The sequence below is a fragment of the Streptococcus sp. F0442 genome (genome assembly GCF_000314795.2).
In the GTDB taxonomy this organism is placed as follows: domain Bacteria; phylum Bacillota; class Bacilli; order Lactobacillales; family Streptococcaceae; genus Streptococcus.
In genome coordinates this window covers 46,513-64,854 of sequence record NZ_KB373316.1, presented here as the reverse complement: position 1 = coordinate 64,854, position 18,342 = coordinate 46,513, and the positions used below count along the sequence as shown (strand labels likewise).

General features: G+C 41.8%; 16 protein-coding genes, 2 pseudogenes and 1 other annotated feature. Of the genes and pseudogenes, 3 read left to right on the top strand and 15 right to left on the bottom strand.

The window, feature by feature from the left end; all coding sequences use genetic code 11:
• Positions 1-12 precede the first annotated feature (12 nt).
• From HMPREF9186_RS09285 to HMPREF9186_RS09270, 4 genes are all read right to left on the bottom strand, one after another.
• Positions 13-891, bottom strand: a complete 879-nt coding sequence (locus tag HMPREF9186_RS09285; protein WP_009732410.1) for an NAD(P)H-hydrate dehydratase — start codon at positions 889-891, stop codon at positions 13-15.
• A gap of 52 nt (positions 892-943) precedes the next feature.
• Positions 944-1,717 (bottom strand): HAD-IIB family hydrolase, encoded by a 774-nt coding sequence (locus tag HMPREF9186_RS09280; RefSeq protein WP_009732409.1) that lies wholly within the window; start codon positions 1,715-1,717, stop codon positions 944-946.
• A gap of 13 nt (positions 1,718-1,730) precedes the next feature.
• The gene (locus HMPREF9186_RS09275; RefSeq protein WP_009732408.1) at positions 1,731-2,585 is read right to left on the bottom strand and encodes a bifunctional methylenetetrahydrofolate dehydrogenase/methenyltetrahydrofolate cyclohydrolase; all 855 of its coding nucleotides are present in this window, start codon (positions 2,583-2,585) and stop codon (positions 1,731-1,733) included.
• 165 nt (positions 2,586-2,750) lie between these two features.
• Complete coding sequence (locus HMPREF9186_RS09270; RefSeq protein WP_003005989.1) at positions 2,751-2,981, bottom strand: DUF1797 family protein; 231 nt, start codon at positions 2,979-2,981, stop codon at positions 2,751-2,753.
• 248 nt (positions 2,982-3,229) lie between these two features.
• Here HMPREF9186_RS09270 and HMPREF9186_RS09265 point away from each other — a divergent pair, with 248 nt between their 5' ends.
• The 3 genes from HMPREF9186_RS09265 (at position 3,230) to HMPREF9186_RS09255 (ending at position 6,419) form a co-directional block, all read left to right on the top strand.
• Positions 3,230-5,485: an ATP-dependent Clp protease ATP-binding subunit gene (locus HMPREF9186_RS09265; protein WP_009732407.1), complete on the top strand. Its 2,256-nt coding sequence runs from the start codon at positions 3,230-3,232 to the stop codon at positions 5,483-5,485.
• 114 nt (positions 5,486-5,599) lie between these two features.
• Complete coding sequence (locus HMPREF9186_RS09260; RefSeq protein WP_009732406.1) at positions 5,600-6,049, top strand: NUDIX hydrolase; 450 nt, start codon at positions 5,600-5,602, stop codon at positions 6,047-6,049.
• Positions 6,050-6,116: 67 nt separating this feature from the next.
• Positions 6,117-6,419: a DUF1827 family protein gene (locus tag HMPREF9186_RS09255; protein WP_009732405.1), complete on the top strand. Its 303-nt coding sequence runs from the start codon at positions 6,117-6,119 to the stop codon at positions 6,417-6,419.
• 79 nt (positions 6,420-6,498) lie between these two features.
• Here the strand turns inward: HMPREF9186_RS09255 and HMPREF9186_RS09250 are convergent.
• The 11 genes and pseudogenes from HMPREF9186_RS09250 to HMPREF9186_RS09200 all read right to left on the bottom strand — a co-directional run bounded on the left by HMPREF9186_RS09250 (position 6,499) and on the right by HMPREF9186_RS09200 (position 18,342).
• Positions 6,499-6,925 (bottom strand): annotated as a pseudogene (locus tag HMPREF9186_RS09250) (GNAT family N-acetyltransferase).
• A gap of 60 nt (positions 6,926-6,985) precedes the next feature.
• Positions 6,986-9,778: an isoleucine--tRNA ligase gene (gene ileS / locus HMPREF9186_RS09245; RefSeq protein WP_009732402.1), complete on the bottom strand. Its 2,793-nt coding sequence runs from the start codon at positions 9,776-9,778 to the stop codon at positions 6,986-6,988.
• 51 nt (positions 9,779-9,829) lie between these two features.
• Positions 9,830-10,046 (bottom strand) — a binding site (T-box leader).
• Complete coding sequence (locus tag HMPREF9186_RS09240; RefSeq protein ID WP_009732401.1) at positions 10,037-10,882, bottom strand: DivIVA domain-containing protein; 846 nt, start codon at positions 10,880-10,882, stop codon at positions 10,037-10,039. (Overlaps the previous feature by 10 nt.)
• A gap of 9 nt (positions 10,883-10,891) precedes the next feature.
• Complete coding sequence (locus HMPREF9186_RS09235) at positions 10,892-11,683, bottom strand: YlmH family RNA-binding protein (protein WP_009732400.1); 792 nt, start codon at positions 11,681-11,683, stop codon at positions 10,892-10,894.
• A gap of 6 nt (positions 11,684-11,689) precedes the next feature.
• Positions 11,690-11,953 (bottom strand): YggT family protein, encoded by a 264-nt coding sequence (locus tag HMPREF9186_RS09230; protein WP_037614209.1) that lies wholly within the window; start codon positions 11,951-11,953, stop codon positions 11,690-11,692.
• Between the two features lies 1 nt (position 11,954).
• A pseudogene (locus tag HMPREF9186_RS11765) lies at positions 11,955-12,326 on the bottom strand (cell division protein SepF); the annotation flags it as partial.
• Between the two features lie 267 nt (positions 12,327-12,593).
• Positions 12,594-13,262, bottom strand: a complete 669-nt coding sequence (locus tag HMPREF9186_RS09220; protein WP_009732398.1) for a YggS family pyridoxal phosphate-dependent enzyme — start codon at positions 13,260-13,262, stop codon at positions 12,594-12,596.
• A gap of 2 nt (positions 13,263-13,264) precedes the next feature.
• On the bottom strand, positions 13,265-14,530 hold the full coding sequence (gene ftsZ / locus HMPREF9186_RS09215; protein ID WP_009732397.1) for a cell division protein FtsZ: 1,266 nt from the start codon (positions 14,528-14,530) through the stop codon (positions 13,265-13,267).
• A 15-nt stretch (positions 14,531-14,545) separates the two neighbouring features.
• Positions 14,546-15,934, bottom strand: coding sequence for a cell division protein FtsA (gene ftsA / locus HMPREF9186_RS09210; protein ID WP_009732396.1), 1,389 nt, complete (start codon positions 15,932-15,934; stop codon positions 14,546-14,548).
• Between the two features lie 133 nt (positions 15,935-16,067).
• A complete protein-coding gene (locus tag HMPREF9186_RS09205; RefSeq protein WP_009732395.1) occupies positions 16,068-17,276 on the bottom strand; it encodes a cell division protein FtsQ/DivIB in 1,209 nt (402 codons plus the stop codon).
• A complete protein-coding gene (locus HMPREF9186_RS09200; protein WP_037614206.1) occupies positions 17,269-18,342 on the bottom strand; it encodes a UDP-N-acetylglucosamine--N-acetylmuramyl-(pentapeptide) pyrophosphoryl-undecaprenol N-acetylglucosamine transferase in 1,074 nt (357 codons plus the stop codon). Before HMPREF9186_RS09200 ends, HMPREF9186_RS09205 begins: the two co-directional genes overlap by 8 nt.

The following is an 18,342-nucleotide window of genomic DNA, read 5'->3' as shown; positions in this document are numbered from 1 at the left end:
TCATCCATACTATCATGAAAACGTTTCATTTTCAACATTTTCGTTTAAATTGTCACTCCACTTCTTCATCCATTTGGGAATTTCTTTGCTGATGGTTGTTGGTAAAACTACATAAGCCTCCTTGCTCAAGTCTTCAGCAATAGCTGAATGGAGGTAGGTCGCGACCACCACGCGCTCATAGAGACTGACCTGTGGAAATTGACCTGCAAACCCCGCGATCATCCCTGCCAAGGTATCTCCCATGCCACCTGTTGCCTGGTAAGGACCACCAACATCTAGCTGATAGCCCACATCTTGCCCACTTGTCCAAATTCTTGTGTGGGGCCCCTTTTCTACTATGACAGTCCCTTCACGAAAGTTCTGTACAGCTCTTTGGCTCTTCTCTTCTGTCTGGCTTGCTAGATCAAGTCCCGATAGTTTTTCCCATTCTTTTTGATGAGGGGTAAAGACCAACTGAGCTTCTGGCAAGTCAAATTGAGAAGTTGCAAAAAGACTAATAGCACCTCCATCTAAAATCAGAACCTGATGCCTAGAGACCTGCTCAAAAATCATTTGTAAGACTCCTTGGTTTTCATTAGATTCCTTTAAGCCCGGCCCTACTAAAATCACGCTAGCTTTTTGCAATTGCTCACAAAGGAGTTCATGATCCGCTAGATCAAAGCCCATGGATTCAGGAAGATGGCTATGAAGGGCCGTCAGATTGTCAGGATCTGTTGCGACAGTGACCAGCCCCGCTCCACTGTGAACCGCAGCGAGGGCTGCCATAATGATGGCTCCACCATAAGGATAAGTCCCCCCAATCAAGAGCAGACGGCCAAAATCACCCTTATAAGATCTTGACTCTCGCTGCACAATGACACGCTGAATCTCATCTTTCTGAACTGTTTTCATACTTTCCTCATTTCTAGCGAAAAAGGAGAAGCCACAACTCCCCCTCCTTCTTTTATTTTCCTCTGAATTCTGCGAAGACTTGCAAGATCTTAGCAGCAACAGCTTGTGGATGATTTTGCTTGGCCACTAATTGATCATCAGCGTAAGGCCGAAGGGATGGAAAATCGCCAATTTGAACTGCATAAATAGCTTTTTCAAAGAGCTCAATATCGTTTTGATCATTACCAAAAGCCACGAAATTTTCTCCACAGAGTTCTTCGACTGTTGTCGCTTTATGAGTGTTTACTGGATTGAGATAGATACATTTTTCATGAGCATGATAACGAATGTGGGCCTTATTGGTCTTTTCAATTCGCTCAATGATTTCATCTACCAATTCCTCATGGGCCCCCATATAGATCACAACCTTAATCGGGTCCGTCAGGTCCTCTAAAGAACGATACTGGGCTTTTTTGAGGGGATCCACATTCGCAATAAAAGGAATCTTTTCCAAAATCTGACCACTATAATCAAAGGTATCGTCCACAAAAAATGGTAGATTGAAATGGCGACAAAAACCAAGGACTTCTCGATAAACATCCTTGTCCAATTGATCCTCATAAACCAGTTGGCCCTGACGATAAGCTAGCCCGCCATTTAAGCCAATCACGAGTTGCTGACTCAGTTGATCCCCTAAAAGGCCTAAACAATCCCGATAAGAACGCGCAGAAGCAAAAGCGACTTCATGGCCAAATTCTTCTGCTCTCAATAAGACCTGTTTGATTTCATCATCGATGGTAAGACCATCGAATGACAAGGTTCCATCTAAATCAAAGACAAACTTCATCTCGTTCACACTTTCATTTTTTTAAGGTACGAACAGCTGCTTCGTAGGTTTGCTCCATCAACATGGTAACGGTCATAGGACCAACTCCTCCTGGTACTGGAGTAATGTGACTAGCTAGGGGTGCAACAGAGTCAAAATCGACATCCCCACATAATTTGCCATCTTCATCGCGATTCATCCCGACGTCAATGACCACTGCGCCTTCTTTCACGAAGTCTGCTGTTACAAATTTCGCACGACCAATCGCAACAACCAAGATATCCGCTCTTCTAGCAATTTTAGGCAAATGATGGGTCCGGGAATGGGTCAAGGTCACCGTCGCATTTTTTGCGAGGAGCAACTGCGCCATGGGTTTCCCAACAATATTGGAACGACCAATCACGACCGCTCGCTTCCCTTCCAGATCAATCCCGTACTCTTTGAACATCTCCATGATCCCAGCTGGGGTAGAAGGAACCATGAGGGGATTGCCAGCCCATAAGCGCCCCATATTCAATGGATGAAAGCCATCCACATCCTTTGTCGGATCTATGGCTAAAAGGACTTCATCCGCATCGATATGCTTAGGAAGGGGCAACTGCACCAAAATCCCATGCCATAGAGGATCTTGATTGTATTGTTCAATCACTTCTAATAATTCATCTTGGCGAATGCTTTCAGGAAGGCGTCTCACCTCACTGCGAAAACCTGCCGCAATAGCAGATCGTTCTTTATTTCTTACATAGATCTTACTGGCTGGATTATCTCCTACCACGATCACAACAAGACCAGGTACCAGGCCTGTCTCTTCTTTTAATCGTGCTGTTTTCTCAGCGATCTCACCCTGTAATTTTGAAGCGAGCGCCTTCCCATCAATGATTGTCGTCATGTCAATTCTCTTTCTAGTCAAGTAATGAAAATATTTCTCTCTATTATAGCAGATTTCATCTCTCAAACCTAACTGTTCCTATTTAGAATTTCCTATAGACGAAAACTATAGCCAGGTAGACAAAAAATGAGCTTGAGACCACCCCAAACTCATCCACTAACCTGCTTAGTAAAGCAATTCATAAATTTCCATTGCAATTAAATCAATGCTATCAAAGGTATAGGTTTCACGTGCTTCAACATCACGAAGGGTAAAGGTTGAACCTTCTTCTTCATTGTGATTGTATGCTACTTCCGCGACAACAACACCGTCACGTTCAAAATTACGTTTTAAGTTTCCACCGTCTTTTGTCATCGTCTCCAAACGGTTGATAATCCGTACTAAATGTGATTCCATTTTATTTCTCCTCTTTACTTTCTACTCCTCTATTTTATCATAAAAGAGAAAGCTCTTCCAATAAAAATTCACATTTTTCCATCGATTTACTTTCTTATCCATTCTTCAGCATCAATCCGTAGCAAATTCTTGCAAACTTCTAGAATACTGATATAATGAAACTATAAATCTTTGACTATTTTTGACCTTTTAAAAATAGGCTATTTTCTTGATGGAAGACCATCAAAACCCTACTGTGAGGTATGTATATGCTTTGTCAAAATTGTAAAATAAATGAATCAACCATCCATTTATATACAAATGTAAATGGACGTCAGCAACAAGTAGACCTCTGTCAAAATTGCTATAAAATTATGAAAACAGACCCAAATAACAGCTTCTTGAAAGGCATGACCCAACGGAGTCAACTGACTGGAGACCCTTTCGAAGATTTCTTTAATAACCTTGGAAACTTCCAAAGTCCGCAAGAACCCCAAACACCTCCAACTCAATCTGGAGGAAATTATGGAGGTGGCGGCTACGGCCAAAACAATAACCGTGGTGGCGGTCAAGACCCTCGTCAAGCCCGTCCTCAAAAGCCAAAAGGTCTTTTAGAAGAGTTCGGTATCAATGTCACAGAGATTGCCCGCAAAGGAGATATTGACCCTGTCATCGGCCGTGATGAAGAGATTATCCGTGTCATCGAAATTCTCAATCGTCGAACCAAGAATAACCCTGTTCTGATTGGGGAACCTGGGGTCGGAAAAACAGCCGTTGTGGAAGGACTGGCCCAAAAAATCGTCGATGGCGATGTTCCTCATAAATTGCAAGGTAAGGAAGTCATTCGCTTAGACGTTGTCAGCCTGGTTCAAGGAACTGGGATCCGAGGTCAATTTGAAGAGCGCATGCAACAATTAATGGAGGAAATCCGTCGCCGTGAAGATGTGATTTTGTTTATCGATGAGATTCATGAAATTGTCGGTGCTGGATCTGCTGGAGACGGCAATATGGATGCTGGAAATATCCTCAAACCAGCCCTCGCTCGTGGCGAATTGCAATTAGTCGGTGCGACTACCCTCAATGAATACCGAATTATCGAAAAGGATGCAGCCCTTGAACGCCGGATGCAACCCGTTAAGGTCGATGAACCAACGGTGGAAGAAACCATCACCATCCTCAAAGGCATCCAAAAGAAATACGAAGACTACCACCACGTCCACTACACCGATGGTGCAATCGAAGCTGCGGCGCTTCTTTCCAATCGCTATATCCAAGACCGCTTCTTGCCAGACAAGGCCATTGACCTCTTGGACGAAGCCGGCTCTAAGATGAATTTGACCCTGAATTTTATCGACCCTAAAGTCATCGACCAGCGCTTGGTTGAAGCAGAAAATCTTAAAGCCCAGGCGACGCGCGAAGAAGATTTTGAAAAAGCCGCTTACTTCCGTGACCAGATTGCAAAATACAAGGAAATGCAAGGACAACAGGTTACTGATCAGGAGACTCCTGTCATCAGCGAAAAAACCATTGAACATATCGTTGAACAAAAGACCAATATTCCTGTTGGTGATTTGAAAGAAAAAGAGCAGTCCCAATTGATCAATCTAGCTTCTGATTTAAAAGCCCATGTCATCGGCCAAGATGACGCAGTGGATAAAATCGCAAAAGCTATTCGACGCAATCGTGTCGGTCTTGGATCACCAAATCGTCCCATCGGAAGCTTCCTTTTTGTCGGACCAACCGGTGTCGGGAAGACCGAATTGTCAAAACAATTGGCGATTGAACTCTTTGGCACTGCAGATAATATGATCCGCTTTGATATGAGCGAATACATGGAAAAACACAGCGTGGCAAAACTAGTCGGAGCACCTCCAGGCTATGTTGGCTACGATGAAGCTGGACAACTGACTGAAAAAGTTCGTCGCAATCCATACTCTCTCGTTTTGCTAGATGAAGTTGAAAAAGCCCATCCAGATGTTATGCACATGTTCCTGCAAGTCTTGGATGATGGTCGTTTGACAGATGGTCAAGGCCGTACGGTTAGCTTTAAAGATACCATTATCATCATGACCTCTAATGCTGGAACCGGCAAGGCTGAAGCCAATGTTGGCTTTGGAGCAGCTCGCGAAGGGCGAACCAACTCTGTTCTTGGAGAACTCGGTAACTTCTTTAGCCCTGAATTCATGAACCGTTTTGATGGGATCATTGAATTCCAACCTCTATCAAAAGAAAATCTGCTTCAAATCGTTACCCTTATGCTGGATGAAGTCAACCAACGTCTTGCACAAAATGAGATCCATTTAGATGTAACAGATAAAGTCAAAGAAAAACTAGTCGATCTGGGTTACGATCCTAAAATGGGGGCGCGCCCACTCCGTCGCACCATTCAAGACCATATCGAAGATACTATTACTGATTTTTACTTGGAACATCCAAGTGAGAAACAACTCAAGGCCGTTATGACCAGCAATGGAAATATTAGTATTAAATCGGTTTCTAAGACAGTTGAAAAGACAGAAGAATAATCATCCAAATTATGAAAGAATGAGGCTGAAAAATCCAGTCTCATTCTTTTTTCTCTCCAGATTTTTGCTAAAAAATATGATATAATGATCAAAAAAACAAGAAAAGAGAAAACCATGACCATTCCAAGTTTTGGTGAAAAGAAAAATGATGTGACCTACGTCCATCGCTATGGTGTCTACGCTGTTATTCCTAATAAAGATAGAGATCAGATCATTCTCGTACAAGCTCCTAACGGGGCCTGGTTCTTACCAGGTGGCGAAATCGAAAAGGGAGAAGATCACCTGCAAGCTCTTAAACGGGAACTGATTGAAGAATTAGGCTTTACTGCTATCTTAGGTCAATACTATGGCCAAGCAGACGAGTACTTCTATTCTCGCCACCGCGATACCTACTACTATAATCCTGCCTATATTTATGAAGTCGTTGACTACACAGAAGCTCAAAAACCACTGGAAGATTTTAACAATCTCTCTTGGTTCCCAGTAGAGGAAGCTATTGAAAAACTTAAACGAGGAAGCCATAAATGGGGCATTGAACAGTGGAAAATTGCCCATAAAAACTAAAGGAATTCTTTCACAAAATAAAAAAAAGTGCTATAATAAATGAAGATAGAGGTCAGGAGGAACTCATATGAAGCTCATTAATACCACCAATAGTCATGCTACCTTGGTTAAAAATCAACTTGCTAGTACTGACGCCTTGCTTGTCGAGGTTTATTCCGCTGGCAATACTGATGTTATTTTTACACAAGCCCCAACCCACTACGAATTGTTGATCAGCAACAAACACCGAGCTATTCGTGAAAACGAAGTTGAAAAAATTCGTGAGTTCTTTTTAAAACGTAAGATCAATCTTCAACTCATTGACCAATCTGCTATTAAGACCCTCTATTCTGATAAACTGATCGAAATTTCTTTCCCAATTGCTAAGTAAGGTGCTTCTACCTTACTTTTTTCTTTAGTATCTTTTTCCAAAAAAACCTTTCACCTCAATCATGAGATGAAAGGATTCTTTATTTCTGATAGATCATTTTTACGTGAGGGGTAGAAGCCAAGATAAAGGGTTCGCTCACCGTTTGAAAACCTAACTTTTCATACAAGCCGACCACCTGCTCTTGAGCCTCAATTTCAATGGTCCGTCCAGGAAATCTCTGTTCACACAGGTCCAAAATCTGCTCTACCATAGCCTTTCCTAGTCCTTGGCCACGACGCTACAGCGACTCGACCAAAATGAATCGTAGCCCCTGTCTCAAAGATACGTGCATAGGCATCTACGCGTCCTTCCTCATCTTGATGAAAAAGGTGAATAGCTCTAAGATCAATAGCGTCAAGATCATTGTAGATTCTTGTCTGTTCCACGACAAAGGTCTCCAAACGCAATTGGACGATCTCGTAAAACTCTTTCAGTTCTAATTTTTTAAATTCTTTCTGGTCCCACATAACTTCCTCTTTATTGAAAAGTCGCAAGGAGACTTTCTCCCTGCGATTTTTCACATCTTATTATTTAGATTCAAATCCTTCTGCTACTGCATCCGCAAAGTTTTCTTCGACGATGCTTGCACAGTGATCGCAGATAGTTGCATGGTAGCTACGTTCTGCTGTACTTGGATCAATACGACGGCAACGATCACAAACTTCGCCAGTTGCACGTTCAACAGTGAAGGCAACATCTTCGAAGGCCACTGCACCTTCTGGAGCTGAACCTTCTGCAATGGTCAATTCTGAGACAATCAAGAGTTGAGCAACATTACTATCTACTGCTCCAAGAAGTGTTTTCACTACTTCATTAGGATAAACTGTCAAATGAGCTTCAAGAGATTTACCGATCACTTTTTCATTCCGTGCTTCTTCCAAAGCTTTTTGAGCTTGTCCACGGAAGTCCATAAAGGCTGACCAGGCATCCAAGATTTCATCTTGATTCGCAAATGTTTGTGCTTCTGGCAATTCTGACAATTGAACAAAGTCTTCTGCTTCAAACTCAAGATAGGACCAGATTTCTTCAGCAGTGTGAGGAAGAATTGGTGTCAAGAGTTTTGTGATTTTTACAAGGATATCATAGAAGACAGTTTGCATTTGACGGCGTTCTAGTGACTTAGCTCCTTCGATGTAAACAACATCTTTGGCAAAGTCAAGGTAGAAGGCTGACAGATCAACATTGATAAAGTTAACCAAAGCCTTATAAATCGTCAAGAATTCGAAGTTTGCATAAGCATCACGAATGGTCTTAACAAGTTGGTTAAAGCGGATGGTCATGTACTTATCAACAGAACGAAGTTCTTCGTAAGCGACTGCATCCTCAGCTGGGTTAAAGTCAGATGTGTTGGCGATCAAGAAACGAAGGGTGTTACGGATCTTACGGTAAGTTTCAGAAACTTGACTCAAGATATCCATAGAGATCCGTACGTCGTTACTTGAGTCTACACTGGTTACCCAGAGACGTAAGATTTCTGCACCAAATTGTTTTTCAACATCACTTGGAGCAATGGTGTTTCCAAGAGATTTCGACATCTTCTCACCTTTACCATCCAAAGCAAAACCTTGCGACAAGATTTGTTTGTATGGTGCAACCCCATGGTTAGCCACAGATGTGATGAGAGATGAGTTGAACCAACCACGGTATTGGTCAGAACCTTCTAGGTAGAGGTCTGCTGGATATTTAAGTTCAGGGCGATTAACCACGACACCATTCCATGATGAGCCGGAGTCGAACCATACATCCATGATGTCTGTTTCTTTCTTGAACTCACCGTTTGGTGAACCTGGATGGGTAAATCCTTCTGGCAAGAGGTCTTTGGCATCACGTTCCCACCAGATGATGGAACCATGTTCTTCAAAGAGTTGAGCTACATGCTCGATGGTTTCAGCTGTCATGATTGGTGTTCCGTCTTCTGCATAGAAGATTGGAAGTGGCACACCCCAAGCACGTTGACGAGAGATGACCCAGTCACCACGGTCACGAATCATGTTGTAAAGACGGACTTTACCCCATTCTGAATGAAACTTGACTTTTTCAATTTCGTCCAAGATTTCTTGGCGGAATTTAGATACAGAGGCAAACCATTGTGGCACGGCACGCCAGATGATTGGTTTTTTCGTACGCCAGTCAAATGGGTAAGAGTGAGAGATTTCTTCTTGAGCAAGAAGTAAATCACCAAGTTTTTCAATAACCGTTGGCACAACCTTGTCGTAGAATTGACCTTCGAACTCTGCACCTGCATTGGCCATCATGATCCCACGTTCGTTAACAGTGACTGCGACTTCAAGACCATTGGCAACACCGACATTGTAGTCATCCTCACCAAAACCAGGGGCCGTATGGACAATACCAGTACCGGAATCTGTTGTAACGTGGTCGCCAAGGATAACGAGTTCATCTACTGTTGTATCCCATGGGTGCTCTGTCACAATTTGGTTCAATTCTGAACCACGGTAAGTAGCTAAAACTTGAACGTCAGACCAACCGAATTTCTCAGACAAACTGTTCAACAATTCTGAAGCGACCACAAACTTACGAGCTTCGCCAGCTGGTTGCACCAAGACGTAATCAATATCCGCACCAACAGTCAAACCACGAGAAGCCGTGATGGTGAATGGAGTTGTTGTCCAAACAACGATGTAAGTATCAGTATCTAGAACACCTTTGCCATCTTTGACCTTATTGGCATAGTAAAGGGACGTTGAAACCAAGTCGTGGTATTCAATTTCCGCTTCAGCAAGCGCTGACTCAGATGACCAAGACCAGTAAACAGGCTTGGCTCCACGGTAGATATAGCCCTTGTTAGCCATTTCACCGAAGACGCGGATTTGCGCTGCTTCATAGTCAGGCGTCAAGGTTACATAAGGATTTTCCCAGTCACCTGAAACACCCAAACGTTTAAAGTCTTCGCGTTGTTTATCGACTTGAGAAAGAGCGTATTCACGGCAAAGCTTTAAGTACTCAACCAAGTCCATTTCTTTCCGTTTAACACCTTGTTTGGCCAAGACTTGCTCGATTGGCAAACCGTGTGTATCCCAACCTGGGATATAAGGTGCGTAGAATCCTGACATAGATTTAGAACGAACAATGATATCTTTTGAAATCTTGTTCATGGCATGTCCTACGTGGATATTTCCGTTGGCATACGGAGGGCCATCATGCAAGGTGAAATGAGGTTTTCCTTGGTTCAATTCTTGACGGCGTTGGTAAAGCTTTGCTTCATCCCATTCTTTTTGCCATACTGGTTCTTTTGTGGGAAGACCTGCCCGCATTGGGAATTCTGTCTTACCTAAATTCAGTGTTTCTTTGAGTTTCATGGAGTCTCCTATAAAAAATAATCATACAAAATAAAAGACCACGACCTCGCCAAAAAGGACGACAAGTCGTGGTACCACCTTCATTCAAGAAAGAGAATCCTCTCTTTCTCCTCTTTTGTCGCTAACGCTGACCAGCGTTAGTGGTTACTCGTTTCACCACTAAGATTTGTAAAAGGATCAATCCTATCAAAGGAAGTACAGGTCTTCCACCATCACCTGCTCGCTAAAACTATTTGATAAGACCACTGTTTTTACAGATTATAAAATTGAAACAGATTCCCGTTGTTCTTCAACTTCTGGATCATCGATATTAGCAACTTGAGGAGTTTCTACAACAAGATCATCAATAGAATCTTCTTCTACATGACTTTTTTCTGCTTCTTCTAAGGCAGATTGAACTTTTTCATTCAAACCTTCAAACGCTTGTGTAGCACCCAATTCTAAGTTAGCTGCTTCAATGCGTTTTTGTAATTCTTCGATTTCAGCCGGAGTAAATTGACGAGTCAAGTCAATGTTATCATCTTCTGCATGATGATGAACAGACTCACCCAATGCTTTTTCAACAATTTCACGGAAAGCTTCATCGCTAGTTTGAATATACATAGCTGTTGGACGAAGAATTTCATCCCATTCAGGTGTGTCAATAATGCTCAATTGACTCTCGATAGTTGATTTCAAACGTTGATGGAAGACGCGTGTCTTGTTCTTTAATTCTTCTGTTTCAACGGCAACTTTCTTAGCATTATCCGTTGCATGTCGAAGAATTTCATTTGCTTTTTGTTTTGCTTCATCAACTAGATGTTGTGCATCTTGTTCCGCTTGACGAACGATTGTTTCTGAGCGCTCATTTGCCGCATGTTTTACACGTTCAGCAGTATCTTGCGCAATCAAAACAGATTGGCTCAATGAATCTTTCATTTCATCGAAATAGTTTAGGCGTTCTTCAAGTGCTTGAATTTTTGCTTTTTGATCATGATTTAAACGAACAAGATCTTCATAATCGCTAACAACGATATTCAGAAATTCTTCAACTTCGTTCGCATCGTAACCTCTAAATTTAACGCCAAATTTTTTATCTTTAATTTCTAAAGCAGTAAGAGCCATAACTCCTCCTTATTTTTTACTTAAGAGTACTTCAACAGTTACTTTATATTTTCCACTCTTTGAAATACCATTTTCAGAAACCATTTTAAGACGCCCAAAGCGTCGGACACTGACTAAATCATTCAGATCTACAGCATAGCTACTATTGGTAGTTGTCGCATAGTTGACTTTCACTAGACCAGAACTAACCAGTTGACTGGCCTGAGAACGTGATAACTTAAAGGTTGCAGCAATCACTTTGTCTAGTCGAAAACTCGACACGAGAATATCTCGGTGCTGGCTGTCCTCTTCTATGACAAGTTGTTGAGATAGCGGAACTTCCTTTAGCTTAACAGGCACTCGCGAAATTTTCTGGATATGGTCCATAAAATAGGGAACAAAGCGCCGTTCTACAAATACTTGGATCTTCCCATCGCTCGTCAAAATGTCTCCAAAAGACTTGCGCTCCACTCCCAATTGATGAACAATGGTCCCCAACACTTGAGAATGCGTCAAGTGATGAAATTTTGACGCATAGACCATTTCTAATAAAGCCAGATCAAAATCATTAGGATCCAATTGGTAATAGTCCGGACCCACAATGACTTTGGCATATTCCATTTTTTGCTCATCGCTAGAAGCAAACACTTGTAACTGATAGCTACTAGCAACATTTCGTAAAATAGCCACCTGGTGAGGATTTAAAAATCCCGTGACCTCAACAGAATACCGCTCGATCACTCTTTCGGACAATTCAATACAACGATCAATAAATTCATGATCATCACGGTTGAAATGTTGGTAAATGTCTTTCTGTCCCATCTGTGTCTATCCAATCAGTTGTAGAAATAGTCGCCATAGCAACTGGTTTAATCCATTCAAAACCAAGAGGGCTACCAGAACCGTAAAATCAAGGCCACCAACCTGCAAAGGTAACTTTCTAAAAAGGCTCAAAAATGGTTCAACTAATCGGTGAACCATTTGTCCAAGTGTACTCTGAGGTGCACCCGGAAACCAAGAAAGCAGGGCATAGATGACAAGAATAAAAGAGTAGATTTGAATGATGTTTGATAGATATTGAAAAAAGATCATCTTAACGATTGCGTTTCATATCATAATCAAATTCTGTCACTTCCACATCATTTGGAAGGCGAATATCTTCAACATTAACGACCACGTTAATTGGAGTCAACAAGTACATGGTACTTGCAACACGACGAAGATTTCCTGCTAAAACATAACGAGCACCATCCAAATAATCCAAACAACGACGTGCTTGTACTTCTGTCATATATTGGAAATCAATCAAGATACTCTCATTAGATAGTAATAGATCAACAATTTCAGTCGCTTCCTCGTATTTGCGGGGATAGCGAACATCGATCGTAATCTTTTCATCAGTATTAGCACGCTTAGCAGCCAATTCACGTTGGCGTTCATGCAAGCGAGTAATATTTTCAGATGTATTTTTCGTTGTTGAAACAGGTTCCTTCACAGCTACTGTAGATACAGGAGTTGTAACAGGTGCAACAGGAGTTGATTTTGGTTTTACTGGTTCTTTTTGACTAATCTGTGGACGTGGAGAAGTCACTTGAGGAGTCGGTTGAGGCTGTGGAACTGGTTGCGTTTCCGCCCCAGCTGCTTTTGCCTCCCGAACTTCTACTTCTTCACCGTCTTCTGTGAAGTAGTCAATAAAGTTGTTAAATTTATCTTTTAATGACATAGTTCTTTCCTATTTAAAAAATGATGTCCCAATTCTAACAAAAGTCGCTCCGTTCGCAATGGCTACTTCAAAGTCACGACTCATACCCATACTTAGTTCTGAGAAAGGCATATTTTTTAATTGTTTCTTTTCTAGTTGTTTCTGAAGTTGGTGAGTTTTTGAAAAAATATCTTGCAACTCTTCTTGACTAGCCTCAAAAGGAGCCATCGTCATTAAACCAACAATTTCAATTTTGTCCAGCTGTGCGATTTCCGCTAAAACATCATCCAGTTCATCGGGTGCAAATCCATGTTTACTTTCTTCACCAGAAATATTCACCTGGAGGAAACACTTGATTGGGTGCTCTGCTCGTTTTTGTATTTCTTGAGCCAGCTTCACCGAATCCAAGGCATGAAAATAATCAACGAGATTAATCACATCTTTTACCTTCCGTCGTTGGAGGCTCCCAATCAAGTGCCAAGTGAGATTGTACTCTTTTAGTGCTTGATACTTTTCTAGGAATTTATCAACACGATTTTCACCGATATCTTGAATACCTGTTTTGACCAATGCTTCTGTTGTTGCAACATCCACATATTTGGTGACAGCTATCACATTGACTTGATCTTGGCGGTGTGCTTTGTTTCTTGCTGTTTCTACTTGTTGCCGTACAAGATCAGCATTCTGTTCCAGATTCATGATTAACGATTCCGGAAGAATGGAGGTGTTTCCAATTCATCATCATCTGAAGATGAGTCTACATAACGATCAACTTGATGTGTTGATGTTGGTTCAGTTTGGCGAACGATATTCTCACGACGAATATCCCAATCACCAAAGGCTGAACCACGGTTTGGTTCTACCGCTGGACGACTTGAAGTTGTTGGCAATTCAACATCTTGTTTCAGATCAAATTCACGGTCAAATGGTGCAGCTTGTGGACGTTGTTCACGAGGTCCTGTTTTATAAGGACGATGTGAAGAAGCAATACCGCTAACACGTTCTACTTTATCTTGACGGACACCTGTTGCAACAACGGTTACGCGGATTTCATCTTTAAGGGTTTCATCGATAGAGGTACCCAACCAGATGTTCACTCCGTGACCTGCAGCTTGGTTCACAATTTCTGAAGCTTCTTCAGCTTCGATCAAGGTCATATCCAAACCACCAGTAACGTTGACAATCACATCTTCTGCACCGTCGATGGTTGTTTCAAGAAGTGGAGAGTAAATAGCCTTACGAGCCGCTTCAATCACACGCTCTTCTCCGCTACCAACACCGATACCCATAAGGGCATTTCCTTTGTTTTCCATCACAGTCTTCACGTCTGCGAAGTCAAGGTTGATCAAGCCTGGGCTTGTGATCAAGTCAGTGATCCCTTGAACACCTTGACGAAGAACGTTATCTGCTTCACTCAAAGCTTCAAGAAGTGGCGTTTTCTTGTCCACAATTTCAAGCAAGTTGTTGTTAGAAATAATCAACAAAGTATCCACATGCTCGCGAAGTTCATTGATCCCTTCAATTGCGTAGTTTCCTCGTTTGGAACCTTCAAACCCAAATGGACGAGTCACAACGGCTACTGTCAAAGCACCAACTGCTTTAGCAATGCGAGCAATAACTGGTGCAGCACCTGTACCAGATCCTCCACCCATTCCTGCAGTGATGAAGACCATATCTGCACCTTGCAAAGCTTCCGTTAAAACTTCTTCGCTTTCTTCTGCTGCCTTACGACCAACTTCAGGTTGACCTCCGGCACCCAATCCACGAGTCAATTTTGGACCCAATTGGATAACTGTTTCAGCTTTTGCACTTGAAAGTGCTTGAACATCTGTATTGGCAGCGATGAATTCTACACCGGCTACCCCTTCGTCAATCATACGATTGATGGCGTTACCGCCACCACCACCGACACCGATTACTTTAATAATTGCACCTTGTGCCGCTGCTGTGTCAAATGAAAATGTCATAAATACTTACACTCCTTAATCAAACATATTACCGATCAAATTTTTCATTCGGTCTGTGAATGTAGTTTTGGGTTCTTGTTTCTGATCATTGCTTGCTACTGGAATTTCTTGAGCATCTACTGGAGATTCAATCTTCTCAGCATTGTACGCAGGTACTACCGGTTGTGCTGGAGCAGCAGGTTGTGGTTGTACTTGTGGTTGCACTGGACGATCAAATTGAATCGGTTGTTGACGCAAGACTTCATCTCCATGAACCGCAGCTTGAGCAATAATATCCACATCTGTCAAATTGCCTGCATATTCAGACAAGCTAATTACATGGGCAAAAGCTGGATTGCGAATTCCAATTTGATTTGGAACAAACAATTTCACATTTACACCAAAGACTTCTTGAGCCAATTCTTCAACACCTGGAAGGATCGCACCTCCACCGATAATGACAATACCACCAGGAAGATCTAATAAATGTCTTCTCTCAAGGTCTTGCTTGATTTGCTCAAAGATGTGTTTGATACGTGCTGAAATGATTTCAGCTAAGTACTTCTCAGTCACTTCAACTGGCTCTACTTCACCAATGACTTCTACATGGAATACTTCGTTTCCAGCAGATGGCACATAGGCTTCACCGTAGTTGAACTTCAATCCTTCTGCCAATTTTTGAGAAGTCTTCAATACTTTAGAAATATCTTTGGTAACGTAATCGCCACCTTCTTGGTAGATATTTGTAAATTGAAGTTCTTGGCTACGAACAGATGCTACTGTTGTTTGGCCACCACCCATATCAATCACAGTTGCTCCGAATTCACGTTCGCCTTCGTTCAAGACTGTTTTGATCATAGCAAGTGGGGAAATGATGATATTTTCAACTTGTAAACCTGCACGTTCAACCGTTTTACGCAAATTGTGCAAGATTGTACGAGGTCCTGTGTAAAGAAGACCACGCATTTCAAGTCGGATTCCCATCATTCCACGTGGATCGCGAATTCCTTGGAAACCATCTACTGTGAATTCTTCAGGAATAAAGGTGATCACTTCACGATCTGGTGTCATACTTTTTGTAAGAGCAGATTTGACAACATTTTCAACATCTGCATCTGTGATTTCTTTCGAATCACTTGTGACTGGAATCATTCCTTGAGTTGCTTCAATTTGTAGTAAGTTTGCAGGCAACCCAACATTGACTAGATTGATTGAAATCCCTGCTTTTTCTTCAGCTTGGCTGATTGCATTTTTAATTGCATTTGAAGCAGCTTCGATATCTACTATAATTCCATCTTTGACGCCAGCACTTTTTGCATTGCTGACTCCAATTACATTCATTTCTCCATTGACATGTTCTGCCACCAATACTTTTATTGAACTAGTACCGATATCTAAACCTGTAAAAAAGCCGTCTCTAGCCATTACACCAGTCCTCTCTCTTTTTTTGTTTTCACTTTACATCTATTTATAGCCCTTTTAGTTGGAACTATCCAAACTTCATTATAACACAAAGAAGCCTAAAATGGATATTTTTTCTACAATTATTTGAGATAATTTATGGGGTTTCCACATTTCCAGAAGAATTTTCTCCCTCTGTATTCTGTTCTACATTCTGCTCTTGGGTCGCTTCCTCAGAATGCTCAGCTTGATTTTCTGTACTTTCAGCCTTCTCTTTTTCAGCTTGCTCTTTGGCATCTGCAATGGATTGTTCACTATAGCTGAAAACTCCAGCTTCCATATCGATCGTTGAATCATCGTCCAATTGCTTACTGATTGTCTTGTAGTAAGGCAACTTACGGGTAATTTGGGAAACCGGAACCAAGATTTTATTATCATTTTTCATGGTAATGGTTATCAGGTCTTTCGTGACCTTGCTCGGTGTCAAATCAACCGATACAATTTTATCCTTAATCGAAGACGAAATGGATTTCATTTGTTGAACAAACTGTCTAACCAATTCCCGATCTGAAAATTTCAAACTGATATAAGAGGATGGTAATTCTGAAGCAGGTGTTACTGCCTCTACTACTTCCCCATTTTCCAATACTGGATAGTGATCTTCTCCCGTCACATAATAGGCCACCACTTTGTGTTCTGTCACATTGACTTTAAAGGTCACAGGGAATTGATAATGCATGTGAACCTCTTTGATCCATGGACTAGTTGTTTTCATATTCTGTTCATAGACCGACTTATGAAGGAAGGTCGTAAGAGTATAATCTTCTTCTTTGATGCGACTTTTTTCATACAATTTTTGCTGGTCAACAGCTTTGTTCCCTGAAAATTCAATCACTTTCTGTGTAGACAAGGGACTTAGAAAATAGATCGAGACTAGAGCTACGATTGAGCTGATCCCGATAACAGGAAGAGCACGATAGAGATGCCGTTTTGCAACCGTAGGTTCCTTCTTCGGTTTATTTCTTTTCAAACGATTGAAAAAGGAAGGCTTTTTCCCCTGCTTTTCTGGAATATCTAGGTCCTCTACAGCCGAATCAGGCATTTCAGCATCTGAACCTTCTGATACTGGCCCTGTTTCAGGCTCAGATTCAATTTCCACATCTGATTCTTCTAGATCATCCTCTGTCGCGGAATCCACATCTTGCTCTAAAAGTTCTGCAACTTCTTCGCTTTCCAGCTCTTCTGTTTCAGCCTCCTCGACTTTTTCTAGGGCTTTTTTTTCTAAATATTCTTTGTTTCTTTTTTGCCAGGCTGACAATTCTGTAATCTTGTCTTCCTTGGGTGTTTTTTTATTGTCCTCAGTCATTTTTTCCCTTACTGATATCCTTTTGAAGCAGGCCATAAAAATCGTCCAGTGACAAGAGTTCTGTCGATTTTTCCATTGCTTGATGGTAGACTTGACTCTGCTTCAACATTTCTTGAATGGTTTCGTTAAAGGTCTTAAGTGTTAATTGATCTTCTTGCAGTTGTTCTGCATAGCCTTTATTCACAAAATATTGGGCATTTTCAAGCTGATCTCCACGGCTGGCTCCTTTTCCTAGCGGTACAATCAAATGGAGTTTATTCATGGCCAAGAGTTCAAATAGGGTATTGGCTCCGCCTCTTGTCACCACTAAATCCGCCTTTTGGAGCATTGGTAAGTACTGATCGGTTACATAATCCACTCGATACAGACCCCCTTCTGCTTGATTCAAAGTAGGATCTCCCGTCAAATTAATGATATTGTAGTGCTGTAAAAGCTCTGCTTGATGTTCTGTCACAAATTCATTGAAGACACGCGCACCTGCTGATCCTCCAACAAATAGAAGGGTTGGTAACTCTTGCCGGAATCCTTTTGTTTTCTCATCCAGTAGATCCGAAGTTGCCGGCTTCTGATCTGTAACCTTAGTGACCGCACCGATATGCGCACTCTTTGTTAAACCATGAGCTTGCTCAAAAGTCGTATACATCTTGGTAGCGAATTTATAGGCTATTTTATTGGCCAATCCCATAGAAAGATCGGACTCATGGATATAGACAGGAACACGCGTGAGTCGGGCTGCGATCACTGGTGGAACCGAGACAAATCCCCCTTTGGAGAAGAGAACTTGTGGACGCACACGAAGCAGGATTGCTATGGACTGGAGCGTTCCCCAAGCCACCTTGAACACATCCATCATATTTTGGAAAGAGAAATAGCGGCGCAATTTCCCCGTTGCAATTGAATGGAAGCGCACGTCTAAGCCAGACTTCTTGATTTCTTGGTACTCAATTCCTTTTTTGTCGCCTATGTAATGGACTTCCCAACCATCTTCGATAAATTTTGGAATCAAGAGGAGATTAAGGGTCACATGGCCCACTGTTCCTCCGCCTGTAAACATTATTTTTTTCAT

Coding starts and splice junctions, on each gene's coding strand:
- HMPREF9186_RS09285 (WP_009732410.1), bottom strand. CDS start 891: ATGAAAACAGTTCAGAAAGATGAGATTCAGCGTGTCATTGTGCAGCGA.
- HMPREF9186_RS09280 (WP_009732409.1), bottom strand. CDS start 1,717: ATGAAGTTTGTCTTTGATTTAGATGGAACCTTGTCATTCGATGGTCTT.
- HMPREF9186_RS09275 (WP_009732408.1), bottom strand. CDS start 2,585: ATGACGACAATCATTGATGGGAAGGCGCTCGCTTCAAAATTACAGGGT.
- HMPREF9186_RS09270 (WP_003005989.1), bottom strand. CDS start 2,981: ATGGAATCACATTTAGTACGGATTATCAACCGTTTGGAGACGATGACA.
- HMPREF9186_RS09265 (WP_009732407.1), top strand. CDS start 3,230: ATGCTTTGTCAAAATTGTAAAATAAATGAATCAACCATCCATTTATAT.
- HMPREF9186_RS09260 (WP_009732406.1), top strand. CDS start 5,600: ATGACCATTCCAAGTTTTGGTGAAAAGAAAAATGATGTGACCTACGTC.
- HMPREF9186_RS09255 (WP_009732405.1), top strand. CDS start 6,117: ATGAAGCTCATTAATACCACCAATAGTCATGCTACCTTGGTTAAAAAT.
- ileS (WP_009732402.1), bottom strand. CDS start 9,778: ATGAAACTCAAAGAAACACTGAATTTAGGTAAGACAGAATTCCCAATG.
- HMPREF9186_RS09240 (WP_009732401.1), bottom strand. CDS start 10,882: ATGGCTCTTACTGCTTTAGAAATTAAAGATAAAAAATTTGGCGTTAAA.
- HMPREF9186_RS09235 (WP_009732400.1), bottom strand. CDS start 11,683: ATGGGACAGAAAGACATTTACCAACATTTCAACCGTGATGATCATGAA.
- HMPREF9186_RS09230 (WP_037614209.1), bottom strand. CDS start 11,953: ATGATCTTTTTTCAATATCTATCAAACATCATTCAAATCTACTCTTTT.
- HMPREF9186_RS09220 (WP_009732398.1), bottom strand. CDS start 13,262: ATGAATCTGGAACAGAATGCTGATCTTGTACGGCAACAAGTAGAAACA.
- ftsZ (WP_009732397.1), bottom strand. CDS start 14,530: ATGACATTTTCATTTGACACAGCAGCGGCACAAGGTGCAATTATTAAA.
- ftsA (WP_009732396.1), bottom strand. CDS start 15,934: ATGGCTAGAGACGGCTTTTTTACAGGTTTAGATATCGGTACTAGTTCA.
- HMPREF9186_RS09205 (WP_009732395.1), bottom strand. CDS start 17,276: ATGACTGAGGACAATAAAAAAACACCCAAGGAAGACAAGATTACAGAA.
- HMPREF9186_RS09200 (WP_037614206.1), bottom strand. CDS start 18,342: ATGAAAAAAATAATGTTTACAGGCGGAGGAACAGTGGGCCATGTGACC.